Annotated in this window: 17 protein-coding genes and 1 riboswitch; of the genes, 11 read left to right on the forward strand and 6 right to left on the reverse strand. The window is 72.3% G+C overall.

Annotated features, from left to right (window positions below; all coding sequences use genetic code 11):
• Positions 1-222: 222 nt before the first annotated feature.
• Positions 223-852 carry a M23 family metallopeptidase gene (locus GL259_RS27715; RefSeq protein WP_159536017.1) on the reverse strand — a complete coding sequence of 210 codons (630 nt, stop codon included), beginning with the start codon at positions 850-852 and terminating at the stop codon, positions 223-225.
• A 280-nt stretch (positions 853-1132) separates the two neighbouring features.
• On the opposite strand from GL259_RS27715, the gene rpsB reads away from it, so the two are divergent.
• The 11 genes from rpsB (at position 1133) to GL259_RS27770 (ending at position 13357) form a co-directional block, all read left to right on the forward strand.
• Positions 1133-2026 (forward strand): 30S ribosomal protein S2, encoded by an 894-nt coding sequence (gene rpsB, locus GL259_RS27720; protein ID WP_159536018.1) that lies wholly within the window; start codon positions 1133-1135, stop codon positions 2024-2026.
• Positions 2027-2180: 154 nt separating this feature from the next.
• Positions 2181-3017 (forward strand): translation elongation factor Ts, encoded by an 837-nt coding sequence (gene tsf / locus GL259_RS27725; protein ID WP_159536019.1) that lies wholly within the window; start codon positions 2181-2183, stop codon positions 3015-3017.
• 191 nt (positions 3018-3208) lie between these two features.
• Positions 3209-3967, forward strand: coding sequence for a UMP kinase (gene pyrH / locus GL259_RS27730; protein WP_159536020.1), 759 nt, complete (start codon positions 3209-3211; stop codon positions 3965-3967).
• 129 nt (positions 3968-4096) lie between these two features.
• Positions 4097-4654: a ribosome recycling factor gene (frr, locus tag GL259_RS27735; protein WP_014675285.1), complete on the forward strand. Its 558-nt coding sequence runs from the start codon at positions 4097-4099 to the stop codon at positions 4652-4654.
• The gene (locus tag GL259_RS27740; RefSeq protein WP_159536021.1) at positions 4654-5778 is read left to right on the forward strand and encodes a phosphatidate cytidylyltransferase; all 1125 of its coding nucleotides are present in this window, start codon (positions 4654-4656) and stop codon (positions 5776-5778) included. Before frr ends, GL259_RS27740 begins: the two co-directional genes overlap by 1 nt.
• Before the next feature lie 87 nt (positions 5779-5865).
• On the forward strand, positions 5866-6534 hold the full coding sequence (locus GL259_RS27745; protein WP_159536022.1) for a hypothetical protein: 669 nt from the start codon (positions 5866-5868) through the stop codon (positions 6532-6534).
• 903 nt (positions 6535-7437) lie between these two features.
• Positions 7438-8544 carry a 23S rRNA (adenine(2503)-C(2))-methyltransferase RlmN gene (gene rlmN / locus GL259_RS27750; protein WP_159536023.1) on the forward strand — a complete coding sequence of 369 codons (1107 nt, stop codon included), beginning with the start codon at positions 7438-7440 and terminating at the stop codon, positions 8542-8544.
• 52 nt (positions 8545-8596) lie between these two features.
• Positions 8597-8702: riboswitch (TPP riboswitch) on the forward strand.
• Positions 8703-8782: 80 nt separating this feature from the next.
• Positions 8783-9865, forward strand: coding sequence for a thiamine ABC transporter substrate-binding protein (locus tag GL259_RS27755; RefSeq protein ID WP_159536024.1), 1083 nt, complete (start codon positions 8783-8785; stop codon positions 9863-9865).
• A 47-nt stretch (positions 9866-9912) separates the two neighbouring features.
• Positions 9913-11514 (forward strand): iron ABC transporter permease, encoded by a 1602-nt coding sequence (locus tag GL259_RS27760; protein WP_159536025.1) that lies wholly within the window; start codon positions 9913-9915, stop codon positions 11512-11514.
• Entirely contained in the window at positions 11515-12534 is a 1020-nt protein-coding gene (locus tag GL259_RS27765; RefSeq protein ID WP_159536026.1) for an ABC transporter ATP-binding protein, read from the forward strand.
• A 25-nt stretch (positions 12535-12559) separates the two neighbouring features.
• Positions 12560-13357, forward strand: a complete 798-nt coding sequence (locus GL259_RS27770; RefSeq protein WP_159536027.1) for a maleylpyruvate isomerase family mycothiol-dependent enzyme — start codon at positions 12560-12562, stop codon at positions 13355-13357.
• 82 nt (positions 13358-13439) lie between these two features.
• On the opposite strand, the gene GL259_RS27775 is transcribed toward GL259_RS27770, so the two are convergent.
• From GL259_RS27775 to GL259_RS27795, 5 genes are all read right to left on the reverse strand, one after another.
• Positions 13440-14096: an LAETG motif-containing sortase-dependent surface protein gene (locus GL259_RS27775; protein WP_208026528.1), complete on the reverse strand. Its 657-nt coding sequence runs from the start codon at positions 14094-14096 to the stop codon at positions 13440-13442.
• A gap of 206 nt (positions 14097-14302) precedes the next feature.
• The gene (locus tag GL259_RS27780; protein ID WP_159536028.1) at positions 14303-15424 is read right to left on the reverse strand and encodes an LOG family protein; all 1122 of its coding nucleotides are present in this window, start codon (positions 15422-15424) and stop codon (positions 14303-14305) included.
• Positions 15425-15446: 22 nt separating this feature from the next.
• Complete coding sequence (locus GL259_RS27785) at positions 15447-15854, reverse strand: VOC family protein (RefSeq protein WP_159536029.1); 408 nt, start codon at positions 15852-15854, stop codon at positions 15447-15449.
• A gap of 107 nt (positions 15855-15961) precedes the next feature.
• Positions 15962-17362 (reverse strand): hypothetical protein, encoded by a 1401-nt coding sequence (locus GL259_RS27790; RefSeq protein WP_159536030.1) that lies wholly within the window; start codon positions 17360-17362, stop codon positions 15962-15964.
• Complete coding sequence (locus GL259_RS27795) at positions 17344-18093, reverse strand: ATP-binding cassette domain-containing protein (RefSeq protein WP_159536031.1); 750 nt, start codon at positions 18091-18093, stop codon at positions 17344-17346. Before GL259_RS27795 ends, GL259_RS27790 begins: the two co-directional genes overlap by 19 nt.
• Positions 18094-18180 lie beyond the last annotated feature (87 nt).

Consider the following 18180-nt stretch of genomic DNA (forward strand, 5'->3'; position numbering starts at 1 on the left):
CGGACCCGGCCCACCCGCGCGGGACCGTCGGGCGGCGCCCTCCCAGGGGTGTTCGGCGGTGTCCTCCCGGGGCGTCCGGCGGTGCTCCGCCGACAGCGGTGGTTCCGGCACCGGCCGCTCCTTCGGCGGTCACGTCCGGGACGCCGGATCACCGAGGCGCCGGCCGCTCCGCGGGACCGGCCGCTCCCCGGCGCCGGCCCGGTGCGGGCGGTCCGGCACCCGTCATCGAGGCACCGGCACGCCGAGCACCGGCAGCAGCCTCGGCGGCCCCCCGCGCAGCAGCCACGGGGGCAGCAGGATGAGCGGGTCCAGGTAGACGTCGTCCCTCAGCAGGCCCCAGTGCACGCACGGGGCCGTGCAGTGCGAGCCCGCGGGCTCCACCGCGCCGATCACCTCGCCCGCCGCCACCTCCTCGCCCTCGTCCACCGACGCCCGGACGGGCTCGTGGGTCGTGCGCAACGGGGGATCACCCGTGCCCGTCAGCTCCACCGAGACGACGCCCCTCCCGGCCACCCGGCCCGCGAACGAGACCCGGCCCGCCGCCACCGCCCGTACCGGCGTGCCCGGCGCCGCCGCCAGGTCCACGCCCCGATGGCCCCGCCCGTACACCGTCGCCGGAGGTTCCCAGCCGCGCAGCACCCGCGGGCGCGCCCCCACGGGCCACGCCCGTCCCACGGCCGGTGTTCCGCCGTCCCCGCCCGCCGGCACCGCGTCCCCGCCGTGGTCCCCGGTGCCGGCCACGGACACCGGGGACCACGGCAGGGGCGGCGGCGGTGCCGGCAGCACCGCCAGGGTCAGGACCGCCGGCAGGACCCCTCGTACGCACGCCCTCGGACATCGCCTCACTCGCATGCGGGAAGCGTCCCGGAAAACCGCGATCACGGCCGCGACCTGTGGACCACCGGCTGGTTGTGGACATCGGCGTCACCCGGCACCCCGCCGGTCCCGTACACTTCTGGTGGCGACCCGGGCCACCGGGTCGACTTCGCACGCCCCGACGCCAGGGCCGGTCACGGCCGGAACCCGGTGTCAGCGCCCCTCGGTCCTTCGTGGCAACGGCGCGTCGCGGGCGTCAGGCGCGGGAGCCGTCCGGCATCCGCGGCACAACCGAGAAACTCGAGGAGATACGGCCATGGCCGTCGTCACGATGCGGGAGCTGCTGGAAAGCGGCGTCCACTTCGGTCACCAGACCCGTCGCTGGAACCCGAAGATGAAGCGCTTCATCTTCACCGAGCGCAACGGCATCTACATCATCGACCTGCTCCAGTCGCTGTCGTACATCGACCGCGCCTACGAGTTCGTCAAGGAGACCGTCGCCCACGGCGGCACGGTCATGTTCGTCGGCACGAAGAAGCAGGCGCAGGAGGCCATCGCCGAGCAGGCCACCCGCGTCGGCATGCCCTACGTCAACCAGCGCTGGCTGGGCGGCATGCTCACCAACTTCTCGACCGTCTACAAGCGTCTGCAGCGCCTGAAGGAGCTGGAGCAGATCGACTTCGAGGACGTCGCGTCCTCCGGTCTGACCAAGAAGGAGCTGCTGGTCCTCTCCCGCGAGAAGGCCAAGCTGGAGAAGACCCTCGGCGGTATCCGCGAGATGCAGAAGGTGCCCAGTGCCGTCTGGATCGTGGACACCAAGAAGGAGCACATCGCCGTTGGTGAGGCCCGGAAGCTGAACATCCCGGTCGTCGCGATCCTCGACACCAACTGCGACCCCGACGAGGTCGACTACAAGATCCCGGGCAACGACGACGCGATCCGCTCCGTCACCCTGCTCACCCGCGTGATCGCCGACGCCGTCGCCGAGGGCCTCATCGCCCGCTCCGGTGTCGCCACCGAGGGCAAGGGCGAGAAGGCCGCCGGCGAGCCGCTGGCCGAGTGGGAGCGCGACCTGCTCGAGGGCGAGAAGAAGGCCGAGGAGGCCGCCCCGGCCGCCGCCGAGGGCGAGAAGCCGGCCGAGGCCCCCGCCGAGGCCCCTGCCGAGGCCCCCGCCGAGGCTGCCCCGGCCGCCGAGGCCGAGCAGGCCTGACCGCCCGTCAGAGCCGTTGACGGCGGGAGCGGTGACATCGGATCCGCTCCCGCCGTTCACCCGTAGGTCAGCGGCGAGTCGGACACCTGCTCTCAGGTAGGTCCCGACCCGCAGATCTTGGAACCTCCAGACTTCGAGAAAGACTCACAGACTCATGGCGAACTACACCGCCGCCGACGTCAAGAAGCTCCGGGAGCTCACCGGCGCCGGCATGATGGACTGCAAGAAGGCGCTGGACGAGGCCGAGGGCAACGTCGAGAAGGCCGTCGAGGCGCTCCGCATCAAGGGCCAGAAGGGCGTCGCCAAGCGCGAGGGCCGCTCCGCCGAGAACGGCGCCGTGGTCTCGATCATCGCCGACGACAACTCCTCCGGTGTCCTGGTCGAGCTGAAGTGCGAGACGGACTTCGTCGCCAAGGGCGAGAAGTTCCAGGCCGTGGCCACCGCCATCGCCGAGCACGTCGCCAAGACCTCCCCGGCCGACATCGAGGCCCTGCTCGCCTCCGAGATCGAGGCCGGCAAGACCGTCCAGGCGTTCGTGGACGAGGCCAACGCCAACCTGGGCGAGAAGATCGTCCTGGACCGCTTCGCGCAGTTCACCGACGGCTACGTGACGGCGTACATGCACCGCACCATGCCCGACCTGCCCCCGCAGATCGGTGTCCTGGTCGAGCTCGACAAGCCGAACGCCGAGATCGCCAAGGGCGTCGCCCAGCACATCGCCGCCTTCGCGCCGAAGTACCTCTCCAAGGAGGACGTGCCGGCCGAGGTCGTCGAGTCCGAGCGCCGCATCGCCGAGGAGACCACCCGCGCCGAGGGCAAGCCCGAGGCCGCGATCGCCAAGATCGTCGAGGGTCGTCTCAACGGCTTCTACAAGGACGCCACGCTGCTCGGTCAGCCCTACGCGCTGGACAACAAGAAGTCCGTCCAGAAGGTCCTGGACGAGGCCGGTGTCACCCTGAAGCGCTTCACGCGCATCAAGGTCGGCATCTGAGTCCGTACCGCGACGGGCGCGCGACCCCGATAGGGTCGACAGCAGTCGTCCGGGTACGCGGTCACGCACGCGCGCGTGCCGGACGACAGCAGATCTGACGAGGAGGCCATTGCCGCATGGGATGCGAAACACGCCCCACCGGCAATGGCCTTCTTCGTATGTGCAACACGTGAAAGAGGCGGGATCCGACGATGACCACCAAGGCTGAGAAGAGCGACGACGGCAAAGTACGCGGCCGGTTTCTGCTGAAGCTGTCCGGAGAGGCCTTCTCCGGAGGCGGGGGCCTGGGCGTCGATCCCGACGTGGTGCACGCCATCGCGCGCGAGATCGCGGCCGTCGTGCGTGACGGCGCGCAGATCGCGATCGTCATCGGCGGCGGCAACTTCTTCCGCGGCGCGGAGCTCCAGGTGCGCGGCATGGACCGGGCCCGCTCGGACTACATGGGCATGCTCGGCACCGTGATGAACTGCCTCGCCCTCCAGGACTTCCTGGAGAAGGAGGGCGTCGACTGCCGCGTGCAGACCGCCATCACCATGGGGCAGGTCGCCGAGCCCTACATCCCGCTGCGCGCCGTGCGGCACCTGGAGAAGGGCCGCGTGGTCATCTTCGGCGCCGGTATGGGCATGCCGTACTTCTCCACCGACACCACCGCGGCCCAGCGCGCCCTCGAGATCGACGCCGAGGCGCTGCTGATGGGCAAGAACGGCGTGGACGGGGTGTACGACTCCGACCCGAAGACCAATCCCGACGCGGTGAAGTTCGACCACCTCGGCTACGGCGAGGTCATCACCCGGGAACTCAAGGTCGCCGACGCCACGGCCGTCACGCTGTGCCGGGACAACAAGCTCCCGATCGTCGTCTTCGAGCTCCTGGCGGAGGGCAATATCGCGCGCGCCGTCAAGGGTGAGAAGATCGGCACGCTTGTGGGTGACCAAGTCAGCCAGGGCTGATGACCCTGACCGGGGGATGGACATTGTCCCGCCGGTCGGGAACCGTGCAGGAAGAAGACGCGACGCAGCCGGCCGCCGCCCCGACGGGGAACCGCAGCCGGGCCTACTCAAGACACGCAGGAGCAAGTGGTGATCGAAGAGACCCTCCTCGAGGCCGAGGAGAAGATGGAGAAGGCCGTCGTGGTCGCCAAGGAGGACTTCGCCGCGATCCGCACCGGCCGTGCGCACCCGGCGATGTTCAACAAGATCGTGGCCGACTACTACGGCGCGCCGACGCCGATCAACCAGCTGGCCTCGTTCTCCGTGCCCGAGCCGCGCATGGCCGTGGTGACGCCGTTCGACAAGAGCGCGCTGCGCAACATCGAGCAGGCGATCCGCGACTCCGACCTGGGCGTCAACCCGAGCAACGACGGCAACATCATCCGGGTGGTGTTCCCCGAGCTGACCGAGGAGCGCCGCCGCGAGTACATCAAGGTGGCCAAGGGCAAGGGTGAGGACGCCAAGGTCTCCATCCGCTCCGTGCGCCGCAAGGCCAAGGACGCCATCGACAAGCTGATCAAGGACGGCGAGGTCGGCGAGGACGAGGGCCGCCGTGCGGAGAAGGAGCTCGACGACACCACCGCGAAGTACGTCGCCCAGGTGGACGAGCTCCTGAAGCACAAGGAAGCGGAGCTGCTCGAGGTCTGATGAACGACTCTTCCTGGGGGACGCCGCAGACCGGGTACTGGGGGCCGTCCGACCACGGGCCTGGCCGGGGGGCTGCCCCGGCGGGTCCGGCGTACGATGCGCACAACCCACAGCAGACTCGCCCCATGCCCATCGTGCCCGACGTACCCGAACACGGCGGAGACCAGGATGCGGAACGGGGGGCCGCTCGGCCGAGCGGCCCCCCGTTCCGCAACGAGCCGACGCGGGCCCGCCCCCACCCGGGGGAGGTGCCGCAGAATCCGGAGCCCATGCACGACGCCCCGCAGCCGGCGCCCGCCCCGCAGAAGAAGAGCGCGGGGCGCGACCTGAGCGCCGCGATAGGCGTCGGCGTCGGACTCGGCGCGGTGATCGTCGCGTCGCTGTTCGTCGTCAAGGCCGTCTTCGTCGGCGTGATCGCCGTCGCCGTCGTGGTGGGCCTGTGGGAACTGACCAAGCGGCTCGAGGAGCGCAAGGGCATCAAGGCGCCCCTCGTGCCGCTCGCGCTCGGCGGCGCGGCCATGGTCGTCGCCGGGTACGCCCGGGGAGCCGAGGGCGCGTGGGTCGCCATGGCGCTCACCGCCCTGGCGGTGCTGGTGTGGCGCATGGCGGCGCCGCCCGAGGGCTACCTCAAGGACGTCACGGCGGGTCTCTTCGCGGCGTTCTACGTGCCGTTCCTGGCGACCTTCGTCGCGCTGATGCTGACGGCGGACGACGGCGCGTGGCGGGTCCTGACCTTCCTGCTGCTGACGGTCGTCAGCGACACCGGCGCCTACGCCGTCGGCTGGCGCTTCGGCAAGCACAAGCTCGCCCCGCGGATCAGCCCCGGCAAGACCCGCGAGGGCCTGCTCGGCGCCGTCGCCTTCTCGATGGCGGGGGGCGCGCTGTGCATGCAGTTCCTGATCGAGGGCGGCGTCTGGTGGCAGGGCCTGCTGCTCGGCCTCGCGGTCGCGGCCAGCGCCACGCTCGGCGACCTGGGCGAGTCCATGATCAAGCGCGACCTGGGCATCAAGGACATGGGCACCCTGCTGCCCGGCCACGGCGGCATCATGGACCGGCTGGACTCCCTGCTGCCGACGGCACCGGTGGTGTGGCTGCTCCTCGTGCTCTTCGTGGGATCCGGCTGAACAACCGTCCCGATCCCCTGCTGACCCGCCCCTTCCGGCCATATGATCACCGCACGTGATCGATGCGTACGGGAGGGGCGGGGCTGTATGTGGGGGCGTAGGCGTGCCGGACGCGAGCGGGACGAGAACCTGGAGACGATCGAGCGCACTCTGGACTCGACCGACGAGACCCATGTGGCGCTGATGGACCTGGCCACCGCCATGGCGGAGGAGGTCGAGGCCGTCCAGGCGCTGCTCGGCGGGCGGGACGGCGTGCCCGTCGACGCCGTCCGCCGGCAGCTGGACTCGGCCGTCTCGACCCTCGGCGACCTGCAGGAGGTGGCCCGGCAGTACCTGGAGAACCGGGGGCGCGCGGTCGCCGAGCTGGGCAACGGCGTCGACGCGGTGCTGCCCTGGCTGGAGGTGCTGGTGGAGCAGGCCAGGGGCATGGCGGAAGCGGGGGAGGAGCTCGTCGGCGCCACGGAGTCCCTCGTCTCCCTCAGGGAGCGGATCGAGAACCTGCGCGCGGAGCTGGTCCCCCTGCGCGAGCGCCTGCACGCCGCCGTGCGCGCGGCGCGGGGCGAACTGCACGCCGCGCAGGGCGCGGGCGGCTGGTACGGCTGGCAGGCGGACCTCGCGGCCCTCGGCGACCGGCTGACCGCCCTGGAGGAGGGCCGGGTGATCCCGACGCCCGAGCACAAGGTCAGCGACCACTACCGCGACCTCGAGCGCGATGTGGCCGCGCTGCGCGACACGATGGCTCAGGCCGCCCGCTGACCCCGGGGCCCGCCGGGCCGGGCGGGGTCGTCCACGGGCGGTGAGGCCTTCACCGCGCGTCTGCGGCACCGGCAGGGCCATGCCCCAGCCCGGAGGACCGGCGGGCAAGAGACGAGAACAGGCCCCCTGCCTGCGCATCCAGCGCGGACAGGGGGCCTGTTCGGTGGTGCCGGGCCGTCTCCGGGCCGTCGGACTCGCGCAGCCGCGCCTCTTCTCCGCGGCCGGGCCGCCTCAACGTCGTGGGGGGAACTTCCAACCGTTCTGGCGCAGCTTGTAGAGGACGAACACTCCGCAGAGCGCCCACACGCCCAAGAAGGCCCACTTGAACCACGGGGGGCCTTCCCAGCGCTCCGCCAGTTGAACCGATGCCGCGTAGTAAGAGGTCATTCCCTGCGCGTGCCCGGCCGCACGGACAGGAACACGCGATCGGCAGCCCGCACTGCTCCGCCTCGTACCCGGCTCCCGAGTGAGGGGCGGCCAGCCGCACCGGGTGCGCCGGCGCGCCCGGCGATTCGAGGTGCCGAGCACCGTCGACCCAGGCGGAGCCGAGCAGACGAGGTCCTCGTCGACGTCGAGATCTGCGCCCAGGACCGCAAGACCATCGAGGAGTTCGAGGCCGCCGTCGCCTCCTACGACGAGGTCGTGTCGGTGGCCGCAGGTCACGGCCGCCCGTGATCAGTTGTGGCTGCTGAGGAGCGAGGAGCCGGGGGCGATTCCCCGTGGCCGGGACCGGCCCCCGGTCGCACCCGTGCGGCTCCGGTGACGAGAAGCGGCGCGGTCGCTGTGCGCTGCGGTCCGTTGTGGCTGAGTCCTGGGCCGTCCGAGGCCGCCCAGCGGTGACCGGTGGCGACCGCTGACGACAGCCGCAGGTCACCCGAGTGGATCTGCGACACTGGTAGCACCATGCCCAAGCCCGGAGAACTCATTTTCGTCGCGCCGCGCGGAGCCAAGAAGCCGCCGCGGCACCTTGCCGATCTCACGCCCGCCGAGCGCAAGGAGGCGGTCGCAGCGGTCGGTGAGAAGCCGTTCCGTGCCAAGCAGCTCTCGCAGCACTACTTCGCGCGGTACGCGCACGACCCGGAGCAGTGGACCGACATCCCGGCCGGTTCCCGCGGCAAGCTCCAGGAGGCGCTGCTCCCCGAGCTGATGACGGTCGTGCGGCACCTGTCGACCGACCAGGGCACCACCCGCAAGACGCTGTGGAAGCTGTTCGACGGGACGCTCGTCGAGTCGGTGCTCATGCGCTACCCGGACCGGGTGACGATGTGCATCAGCTCCCAGGCGGGCTGCGGCATGAACTGCCCGTTCTGCGCCACCGGGCAGGCCGGACTGGACCGGAACCTGTCCACCGCGGAGATCGTGCACCAGATCGTGGACGGCATGCGGGCGCTCAGGGACGGGGAGGTCCCCGGCGGTCCCGCACGGCTGTCCAACATCGTGTTCATGGGCATGGGCGAGCCGCTCGCCAACTACAACCGGGTCGTGGGGGCCGTCCGCCGCCTCACCGATCCCGAGCCGGACGGGCTCGGTCTGTCGCAGCGCGGGATCACGGTGTCCACGGTCGGCCTCGTCCCGGCCATCCACCGGTTCTCCGACGAGGGCTTCAAGTGCCGCCTCGCCATCTCGCTGCACGCCCCCGACGACGAGCTGCGCGACACCCTCGTCCCCGTGAACACGCGGTGGAAGGTGCGCGAGGTGCTCGACGCCGGGTTCGAGTACGCGGCCAAGTCCGGCCGGCGGCTGTCCATCGAGTACGCGCTCATCCGGGACATCAACGACCAGGCCTGGCGCGGTGACCGGCTCGGCCGGCTGCTCAAGGGCCGGCCCGTGCACGTCAACCTCATCCCGCTCAACCCCACGCCCGGCTCCAAGTGGACCGCCTCGCGGCCCGAGGACGAGAAGGCGTTCGTGGAGGCGATCGCCGCGCACGGTGTGCCGGTGACGATCCGGGACACCCGTGGTCAGGAGATCGACGGGGCCTGTGGTCAGCTGGCCGCGAGCGAGCGGTAACCTGACCGGCGCAGGAACAACCGCACACCGAACACCAGACACGTACATCTTCATATTCCGACAGGGGAGCGCCACAGCGCTGAGAGTGCGGCACCGGCCGCAGACCCTCCGAACCTGGCCCAGGTCATTCTGGGTAGGGAGATCGGTCATCACTCGAGCTGTTGCGTCCTGCCCGGGACACCTGTGAGGGGTCCCGGGCAGGGCCGCGTCTCTTCCTGGTCACTCCAGGAGGAATCCAGTGGGCATCACCAAGAAGGTCACGGCCCTGGCCGTCGGGCTGGGGCTGGTCACGCTGTCCGCGTGCGGGGCGTCCGGCGGCGACGACCAGGGCGGCGGCGGGTCGAAGACCGTGACCCTCGTCAGCCACAACTCGTGGGCCGCGTCCGAGGACGTCGTCGCCGCCTTCGAGAAGCAGTCCGGCTACCGGGTCAAGGTCCTGGAGGACGGCGACGCCGGGCAGGCCGTCAACAAGGCGATCCTGACCAAGGACAACCCCCAGGGCGACGTCCTCTTCGGCGTCGACAACACCCTGCTGTCCCGCGCCCTCGACAACGGGCTGTTCCAGCCGTACGAGGCGAAGGGCTCCGACCTGATCCTTCCCGAGTACCGCGCCGACGAGGGCAAGCACCGGGTCACGCCCGTCGACACCGGTGACGTCTGCGTCAACTACGACAAGGAGTGGTTCGACGAGCACGGGCTGACCCCGCCGAAGACCTTCGACGACCTGGTCGAGCCCGAGTACAAGGACCTCCTCGTCACCGAGAACGCCTCCACCTCCTCACCCGGCCTCGGCTTCCTGCTCGGCACCGCCGCGCGGTACGGGGACGAGGGCTGGCAGGACTACTGGAAGAAGCTCGAGGCCAACGGCGTGAAGGTGGTCGACGGCTGGGAGCAGGCCTACAACGAGGAGTTCTCCGGCTCGGCCGGCGGCAAGAAGGCCAGGGCCGAACGGCCGCTGGTGGTGTCCTACGCCTCCTCGCCGCCCGCCGAGGTGATCTACGCCGACCCGAAGCCGGAGACCGCGCCCACCGGCGTCGCGGAGGGCACCTGCTTCCGCCAGGTCGAGTACGCCGGGCTGCTGAGCAACGCGAAGAACCCCGAGGGCGGCAAGGCGCTGCTCGACTTCCTGATCAGCAAGCGGTTCCAGGACGACATGCCGCTCAACATGTTCGTCTACCCGGTGCGCGAGGGCGCCGAGGTGCCCGAGGAGTTCGCGAAGTTCGGGCCGCAGGCGAAGGACCCGGAGACCATGGACCCGGCGAAGATCGCCGACAACCGTGACCAGTGGGTCAAGTCGTGGACCTCGCTCGTACTGAGGTGACGCGAGCCGCGGCGACGTGGCGCGGGAACGCGGCGCGGCTCGGCCTCATGGCCGTGCCCGTCGCGTTCTTCGCCGTCTTCTTCGCCTATCCCGTCACCGCGATCGTCGCGCGCGGACTGAAGGCCGACGGGACCTGGCACCCCGGGCGGATCGGGGAGGTGCTGGCGCAGTCCGACGTCCGGCAGGTCCTGTGGTTCACCACCTGGCAGGCGCTGGTCTCCACCGCCCTCACCCTGCTGGTCGCCCTGCCCGGCGCGTACGTCCTCGCCCGCTTCGACTTCCCCGGCAAGCAGGTGCTGCGGGCCGTGGTCACCGTCCCGTTCGTGCTGCCGACGGTGGTCGTCGGGACGGCGTTCATGGCGCTCGTGGGGCGCGGCGGACTCCTCGACGAGCTGTGGGGCCTGCGGCTGGACACCACCGTGTGGGCGATCCTGCTCGCCCACGTCTTCTTCAACTACGCCGTGGTCGTGCGGACCGTGGGCGGACTCTGGGCGCAGCTCGACCCCCGGCAGGAGGAGGCCGCGCGGATGCTGGGCGCCTCGCGGTTCGCTGCCTGGCGGACCGTCACCCTGCCCGCGCTCGCGCCGGCCGTGGCCGCCGCCGCGCTGATGGTCTTCCTGTTCACCTTCACCTCCTTCGGCGTGGTGCAGATCCTCGGCGGGCCCGCCTTCTCCACCCTCGAGGTGGAGATCTACCGCCAGACCGCCGAGATCTTCGACCTGTCCACCGCCGCCGTCCTGACCATGATCCAGTTCGTCGCCGTGGGCGCGATCCTCGCCCTGCACGCCTGGACCGTACGGCGGCGGGAGACCGCGCTGCGGCTGGTGGACGCCTCGACGACCGCGCGCCGGCCGCGCGGCGCCGGGCAGTGGGCGCTGCTCGGCGGCGTCGTCGCCACCGTCGCCGTGCTGCTCCTGCTGCCGCTCGCCGTGCTGGTGGAACGCTCCTTCGCCGGCGCCGGCCTCGGCTACTACCGGGCGCTGACCCACGAGGACGGGGGGGTGTTCCTGGTGCCGCCGATCGAGGCGGTCGGCAACTCGCTGCGGTACGCGGTGGCCGCCACCGCCATCGCCGTGCTGATCGGCGGCCTCGCCTCCGTCGCGCTCACCCGGCGGGACGCGGGGCGGCTGGTGCGCGGCTTCGACGCGCTGCTGATGCTGCCGCTCGGGGTGTCCGCGGTGACCGTCGGCTTCGGGTTCCTGATCGCCCTCGACGAGCCGCCGCTGGACCTCAGGGCCTCGTGGATCCTGGTGCCGCTCGCCCAGGCGCTGGTCGGCGTCCCGTTCGTCGTGCGGACCATGCTGCCCGTGCTGCGGGCCGTGGACGTACGGCTGCGGGAGGCGGCGGCCGTGCTCGGGGCGTCGCCGTGGCGGGCGTGGCGGGAGGTGGACCTGCCGATGGTGCGGCGGGCGCTGCTGATCGCCGCCGGGTTCGCCTTCGCGGTGTCACTGGGGGAGTTCGGGGCGACCGTGTTCATCGCGCGGCCGGACAACCCGACGCTGCCGGTGGCCGTGGCGCGGCTGCTGGGACGGCCCGGGGACCTCAACTACGGCCAGGCGATGGCCCTGTCGACGATTCTGATGATCGTGTGCGCGGTGGCGCTGCTGGTGCTGGAGCGGCTGCGGACCGACCGGACCGGGGAGTTCTAGATGCTGCTGAGCCTGGAGGGCGCGACCGTCCGCCTCGGAGGACGGGCGGTGCTGGACGCCGTCGACCTGGAGGTCGCCGAGCACGAGATCGTGTGCGTGCTCGGGCCCAGCGGCAGCGGCAAGTCGACGCTGCTGCGGGTGGTGGCCGGGCTGCAGCCCCTCGACTCCGGGCGGGTCGCGCTCGACGGCCGCGACCAGGCGGGCGTGCCCGCGCACCGGCGCGGGGTCGGGCTGATGTTCCAGGACCACCAGCTGTTCCCGCAGCGGGACGTCGCGGGCAACGTGGCCTTCGGGCTGCGGATGCGCGGAGCGTCGCGGGCCGATCGGGCCGAGCGGGTCGGGGAGTTGCTGGAGCTCGTCGGGCTGCCCGGAGCGGCCGGGCGCGCCGTCGCCGCGTTGTCCGGCGGGGAGCAGCAGCGCGTGGCGCTGGCCCGTGCCCTCGCGCCGAGCCCCCGGCTGCTGATGCTCGACGAGCCGCTGGGACAGCTCGACCGCTCGCTCAGGGAACGACTGGTCGTCGAACTGCGGGAGCTGTTCGTCCGGCTGGGCACCACCGTGCTCGCCGTGACCCACGACCAGGGGGAGGCGTTCGCGCTGGCCGACCGGGTGGTGGTGATGCGGGACGGGCGGATCGCCCAGTCCGGCACGCCCCTCGAGGTGTGGCAGCGCCCGGCCGACGCCTTCGTGGCCCGCTTCCTCGGCTTCGAGAACGTGGTCGAGGCGACGGTGGGCGACGCGGTCGCCGTGACCCCCTGGGGCAAGGTCCCCGTGCCGCAGGACGCCCCGCAGGGGACGCGGGCGCTCCTCGTCCGGCCCGCCGGCGTCCGCCTGGTCCCGGCCGACGCGGGTCTGCGCTGCACGGTGACCGCGCGCACCTTCCGGGGCACCCACGTCGCCGTCCGTCTCCAGCCCGAGGACGCGCCCGGTCTGGAGGCGGCCTGCGCGCTCAGGTCGGCCCCGGAGGTCGGGGACCGGGTCGGCGTGGAGTTCGACGCGGCCGAAATCGTCGTGCTCGGGTGAGTTCCCCCCACCTAGGGTGAGCGGCATGACGCGACTGCCGCACGACCGCTACTGCGACGAGATCGCCCACCAGGTGGGACGGCTGCGGGCCGTGGTGACCTCGGGCGCCGATCTCTCCGGCACCGTGCCCACCACCCCGGACTGGTCACTGGAACAGCTCGTCCGGCACGTCGGCGGCGCCCTGCGCTGGGTGGAGCTGATGGTGCGCACCCGGGCCGAGGAGGAGGTCCCCGAGGAGCGCGTGCCGGGGGCCGCCGGGCCCGACGGGCGGGGCGATCCGGCCGCGCTGGACGCGTGGCTGGCACAGTCCGGTGAGCTGGTCGTCGGCGCCCTGCGGGAGGCCGGGCCGGACGCCGGGGTGTGGAGCTGGGCGGGGATCCGCACCGCCGGGTTCTGGGCCCGCCGTATGACGCACGAGATCACCGTCCACCGGGCGGACGCGACCCTCGCCGCCGGGCTGCCCTACGAGGTCGCGCCCGAGGTCGCCGCCGACGCGGTCGACGAGTGGCTCCAGATCGTGGAGTGGGCGCAGCGGACGCTGCCGCAGGACGCGGTGCGGGAACTGCGCGGCCCCCACCGGAGCATTCACCTCCACGCCACCGACACCGGACCGGAGCTGAACGCGGAGTGGCTGGTCGAACTGACCGAGGACGGCGTCTCCTGGCGCCGCGGCCACGCGAAGGCCACGGTCGCCCTGCGCGGTCCGCTCACCTCCGTGCTGCTGGCCTTCTACCGCCGGCTGCCGCTCGACACCCCGGAGGTGGAGGTGCTGGGCGACCGGGGATTGCTGGAGTCCTGGCTGGAACGGGCGACGTTCGGGTGAACCGCCGGGAGGGGCCGGCCCGCTCCCGCAACGCGGTGGCCCGCCCCCTCGGGGACGGGCCACCCCTCACGTCCGTGAGGTGTCAGCCTTCGCTCTTCGCCCCTCGGCGGCGCATGCCGAAGAAGACCGCTCCGCCGCCGACCGCGACCAGCGCGGCCGCGATGCCGACGATCAGGCCGGTGTTGGAGTTGGCGCCGGTCTCGGCGAGGTTCGACTCACCGGCCGGGGACGGCGCGTTGCTCGCCGTGTCCGCCGGAGCGGTGCTGCTCTCCGGCGCCGACGGGGTCGGGGTGCCGGTCTCCTCGGCCGGGGTCGAGGGGGAGCCGGACGGGGTCGGCGTGGGCTCCGGAGCCGGAGGCTTCTCCTCGTCCTCCTTGCACGCCGTGGCCGGGGTGACCAGGTTCGGCTTGATGTCCTCGTCCACGTAGGGCTCGGCCTTGACGTGGACGCGGTACTCGGCGTTCGGCTTCCAGTCCTCCTCGAAGGTGATGGTGGTGCCCTCACGGGAACCCCTGACCACCTGCTCGCCGACCTTCTTCACGTCGGCGCCGTTGTTCTCGAGGAACACGGTGACGGTGGCGGGGACGCCGGCCGGGTCCACGTCGGTGACGGTGATGACGCCCTTGTCACCCACACACTCGGCCTTGGCCGAGAACTCGTTGATGTTGCACGCCGCCGCGGTGCCGGCGGCACCGAGCGCGAGCGCCGCCGATGCGGAGACGACACCGAGGGCGCGCACGGTACGTGCGACGGTACGGCGCGAGGCCGTACGGCGGGATACGGACAGAACTGTCACGTTTGTCCTTTGCGAGAGATGCGCAAATGCGGGGGGTTGAGGGAGTGTTGACGAAGCATCAGCACTCCCGTGAGGCTCCCAGGTCTATAAGCGCCGCATAAGTAGTGTCAACGCATATGCCTACAGCGGACCCCGGCTTTGCCTTCTCATTAACCAAGCAGATGTTTCAACGCCTCCGGAGCCTCCTCGATCCGGTCCACGAGGGCGATCCGTGTCTCCATCGACCGCTCCCGGGCGAGGGAGCGCAGCAGCGGCCAGGCCGGCAGCTTCTCCGTCCAGTGGGCCCGGTTCACCAGCACCATGGGCGTGGGCTCCCCGCGCGACTCGTAGTAGTTCGGCGTCGCGTTGTCGAAGACCTCCTGCACGGTGCCCGCGGCGCCCGGCAGGAAGACGACGCCCGCGTTGCAGCGGGCGAGCAGGCCGTCCTCGCGGGTGGCGTTGGCGAAGTACTTGGCTATGTGGGAGGCGAAGGCGTTCGGCGGCTCGTGGCCGTAGAACCAGGTGGGGATGCCGACCGAGTGGTTGCCCTTCGGCCAGCGGGTGCGCACCTCGAAGGCGGCGCGTGCCCAGTCGGTGATCGACGGGGTGAACGAGGGCGCGGCCGCCAGGACCTCGCAGGCCTCGTCCAGCACGGCGTCCTCGTACGGGGCGGTGTAGGCGCCGAGGTTCGCCGCCTCCATCGCGCCCGGGCCGCCGCCCGTCGCCACCGTGAAACCCGTGCGGGACAACGCGCGGCCCAGCCGGGCGGCGCCCCGGTACTCCTCGGTGCCGCGGGCCATCGCGTGGCCGCCCATGACTCCCACGACCCGTGCGCCGCGCAGGAGTTCGTCGAGGGCGTCGGACATGGAGTCGTCGTGGACGGCGCGCAGCATCGAGGCGAATATGTCGCCGTCGGCCCGGGTCCGCTGGAACCAGGAGTACGCGAGGGCGTCCGGTGTCTCCTCGTACCCCTTGTCGAGCGAGGCGAACAGGTCGCCGGGCGTGTACAGATGGCCCCGGTACGGGTCGAAGGGGAGCTCCGGGAGCGGGGGAAGGACCAGGGCGCCGTCGGCGCGGAGCTTGTCCGCCGCGTCCGGACGCATCCGGCAGCCGAGGAAGACGGCCCCGGTGGTGTCGGTGGCGAGCAACTCCCTTGTCCGGTCGGTCAGATCGACGGACTGGACACGGAATCCGCGGAGCGTGCCGCGAGCCGAGACGATCGCGTCGAACTCCTCGAGCGTCTCGATCTCGCGGTCCTGGTGGTGGGCGGCGTGGGCGGGACTCGTCTGCACCCGCCCATGCTAGGCCGGTCCCTCAGCCCTCCAGGGCGGCCGGGTCCATCCACACGACCTCCCAGGTGTGGCCGTCGAGGTCGTCGAAGGCGCGGCCGTACATGAAGCCGTGGTCCTGGGTCTCGCCGCTGACCGAGCCGCCCGCCGCGACGGCCTTCTCCACCAGCTCGTCGACCTTCTCGCGGCTCTCGGCGCTCAGCGCCAGCAGCACTTCGCTGCTCCTCGTGGCGTCCACGATCTCCTTCTTCGTGAACTCCGCGTACTTCTGCCGGGTGAGCAGCATCGCGACGATCGTGTCACTGATCACGACCGACGCGGCGGTCTCGTCGCTGAACTGCGCGTTGATCGAGTAACCGAGCTCCGTGAAGAACTTCTTCGACGCCTCGAGGTCGTTGACGGCCAGGTTCACGAAGATCATCTGCTGGTACATGGTGGGGCCTCTCCCATCGGTTCCGTGGCGTTCGAGGGGTGGACCCGGGAAGTGCGCGGAACTCATCGGCCCGCGGGGATTTTCTCCGGGATTTCTCCGCACGGGCCTCAGCGGGCCAGCGGCCACGCCGACAGCTCGGCCATGAGCAGGGTCAGCGGCCCGAACACGGCCAGGAGGGCGCCGGCGCGGAGCGCGGCGGCCTTGCGCAGCGTCACGGCGGGCGCCCCGACGCGCAGCAGCGCGGCCGTGGCGTCGGCACGGGCGTGCTTGGCCTCGACGGCCGCCGTCAGCAGGGTCGCCACCGTGCAGCCGGTCACCACCAGCACCCCGAGCGCGGTGAGCGGGCCGGCGGAGGGTCCCCCGGGCCCGTTCAGCGAGGCCAGGGCGTGAACGGCCGACAGCACCGCGCAGACCACACCCAGCGGGCGGCCGATGCGGGTGGCCTCCGACATGAGGATCCGCCCGGCCAGCAGGCGCAGCGCGCCTGGCCGGACCGCCTGGAGCAGCAGCCCGCACAGATGGGTGAGACCGGGGCCGGCCAGGGCGAGGCCGACGGTGGTCAGGGCCAGCCCGACCAGCGCGCCGGGCCGGTCGACGGGCGCGTCGTCGGTGCCCGTACGGCTCGCGAAGGCCTCCGCGGCCAGTCCCACGGCCAGCACGGTGATGCCCCAGGGCAGACCCGACAGCGCCGGACGGGCGGGGGCGGGCGGGGCCTCGGCGACCGCCCCGGGGGCGCCGGTGACCGCCTCGAGGGTGCCGTTCACCGTCTCAGGGGTGCCGGTGACCGTCCCGGGAGCGTCGGAGACGCCGTCCTGCCTCTGCTCCGGCCCCTCCTCCCGCTCCTGTTCCCGCGGTCCGCCGCCCGCCCGCCGCCCGCGCGCCGCCCCCAGGTGCCTGCCGAACCGTCCGTACGCCCCGAAGGTCTCCCGCCCGGCCGGACGCCGGCCCGCGCCGAAACGGCCGTACGCCCGCGCGATGCGGGGCGTGCCCGTCACCGGCTCGCGCGGTCGCAGCGCCACCGCCACCGCCGCCGACGCGCTCAGCGGTACCAGGGCCAGCAGCGTCAGGGCCGCCGGGAACGGCAGCGGCCGGTCCGCGGCGAGGAAGTCCGTCGCGGCACCGTCGAGGGGCACGCGGGCGAGGCCGCCGCGCAGGTACAGGAAGACCAGCAGGGCGAGCAGCGAACCCAGCGTGCAGGACAGGGCCGTGGTCGTCGCGGAGATCGCCATCAGGCGGGCCGGGCCGAGTCCGACCGCCGACAGGCCGGGCCGGGGCCGGGTGCCCGGGTCGGTGCGGGCCACCGCGACCGCGAGGTACACGGTGGCCGCCGTCGGGGCCGCGCACCAGGCCAGCCGGAGCGCCGAGGCGGACGGTGTGCCGGGGTGGCCCAGCGCGTGCCCGAGGGCGCACAGGAGCAGGAAGCCGGTGCCCGCCGACGCGGCCGTGACCAGCAGACGGCGCAGCTGGACGGCGGGATGGGCGCCTCGGGTCAGACGGAGAGCGAGCACGCCGCCCGGCCTTCCGTCTCGGCGGTCCCGGAGACCGGGGGCAGGTGCACGGTGCGCACGCGCCGCCCGTCGAGCAGCGACACCGTGCGGTCGGCGATGGCCGCGGTGTCCGGGTCGGCGGTCGCGAGGACCACCGTGATGCCGTGCGAGCGGGCCGCCGCGGTGAGCGTGCGCAGCACGTGCCGGCGGTCGGTGCGGTGCAGCGGGGCGGTCGGTTCGTCGGCGAAGACCACCGAGGGCGCCGGCGCGAGGGCGCGGGCGATGCACAGCCGCTGCCGCTCCGCCTGGACCAGCTCGTCCGGGTGCTTGCGGGCCTTGTCGCCGATGTCGAGGCGCTCCAGCCACTCCATGGCGGCCGTCTTGGCCCGGCGCCGTCCGGTGCCGCGCAGCATCAGGGGCAGGGCGGCGTTCTCCCAGACGTTCAGCTCGGGGACGAGCGCCGGGTCGGGGTCGATCCAGCCGAAGCGGTCCCGGCGCAGCCGCTCCCGGGCGACGGGGCCCATGGTGTGCACGGGCACGCTGTTGAACCAGACCTCGCCGCTGCGCGCGGGCAGCAGACCCGACAGGCAGCGCAGCAGTGTCGTTTTGCCGCTGCCGCGCGGACCGCCGACGGCGAGGATCTCGCCCTCCCGGACGCCGAGCGAGACCCCGCTCAGTCCGGGTGAGCCGTCGTCGTGCCGGAAGTGCAGGGCACGTGCCCAGAGCACGTCGTTGTCCGGTGGGGCCACCATGGCGTACACCTCGGTTCGGATCGGAAATGCCGTGTGCGGTTCGGGTAAGTCCCCCGTCCGGGGGAACGAAGGCAGGGCCGATCGGTC

This window comes from Streptomyces sp. Tu 3180 (assembly GCF_009852415.1).
In the GTDB taxonomy this organism is placed as follows: Bacteria; Actinomycetota; Actinomycetes; order Streptomycetales; family Streptomycetaceae; genus Streptomyces.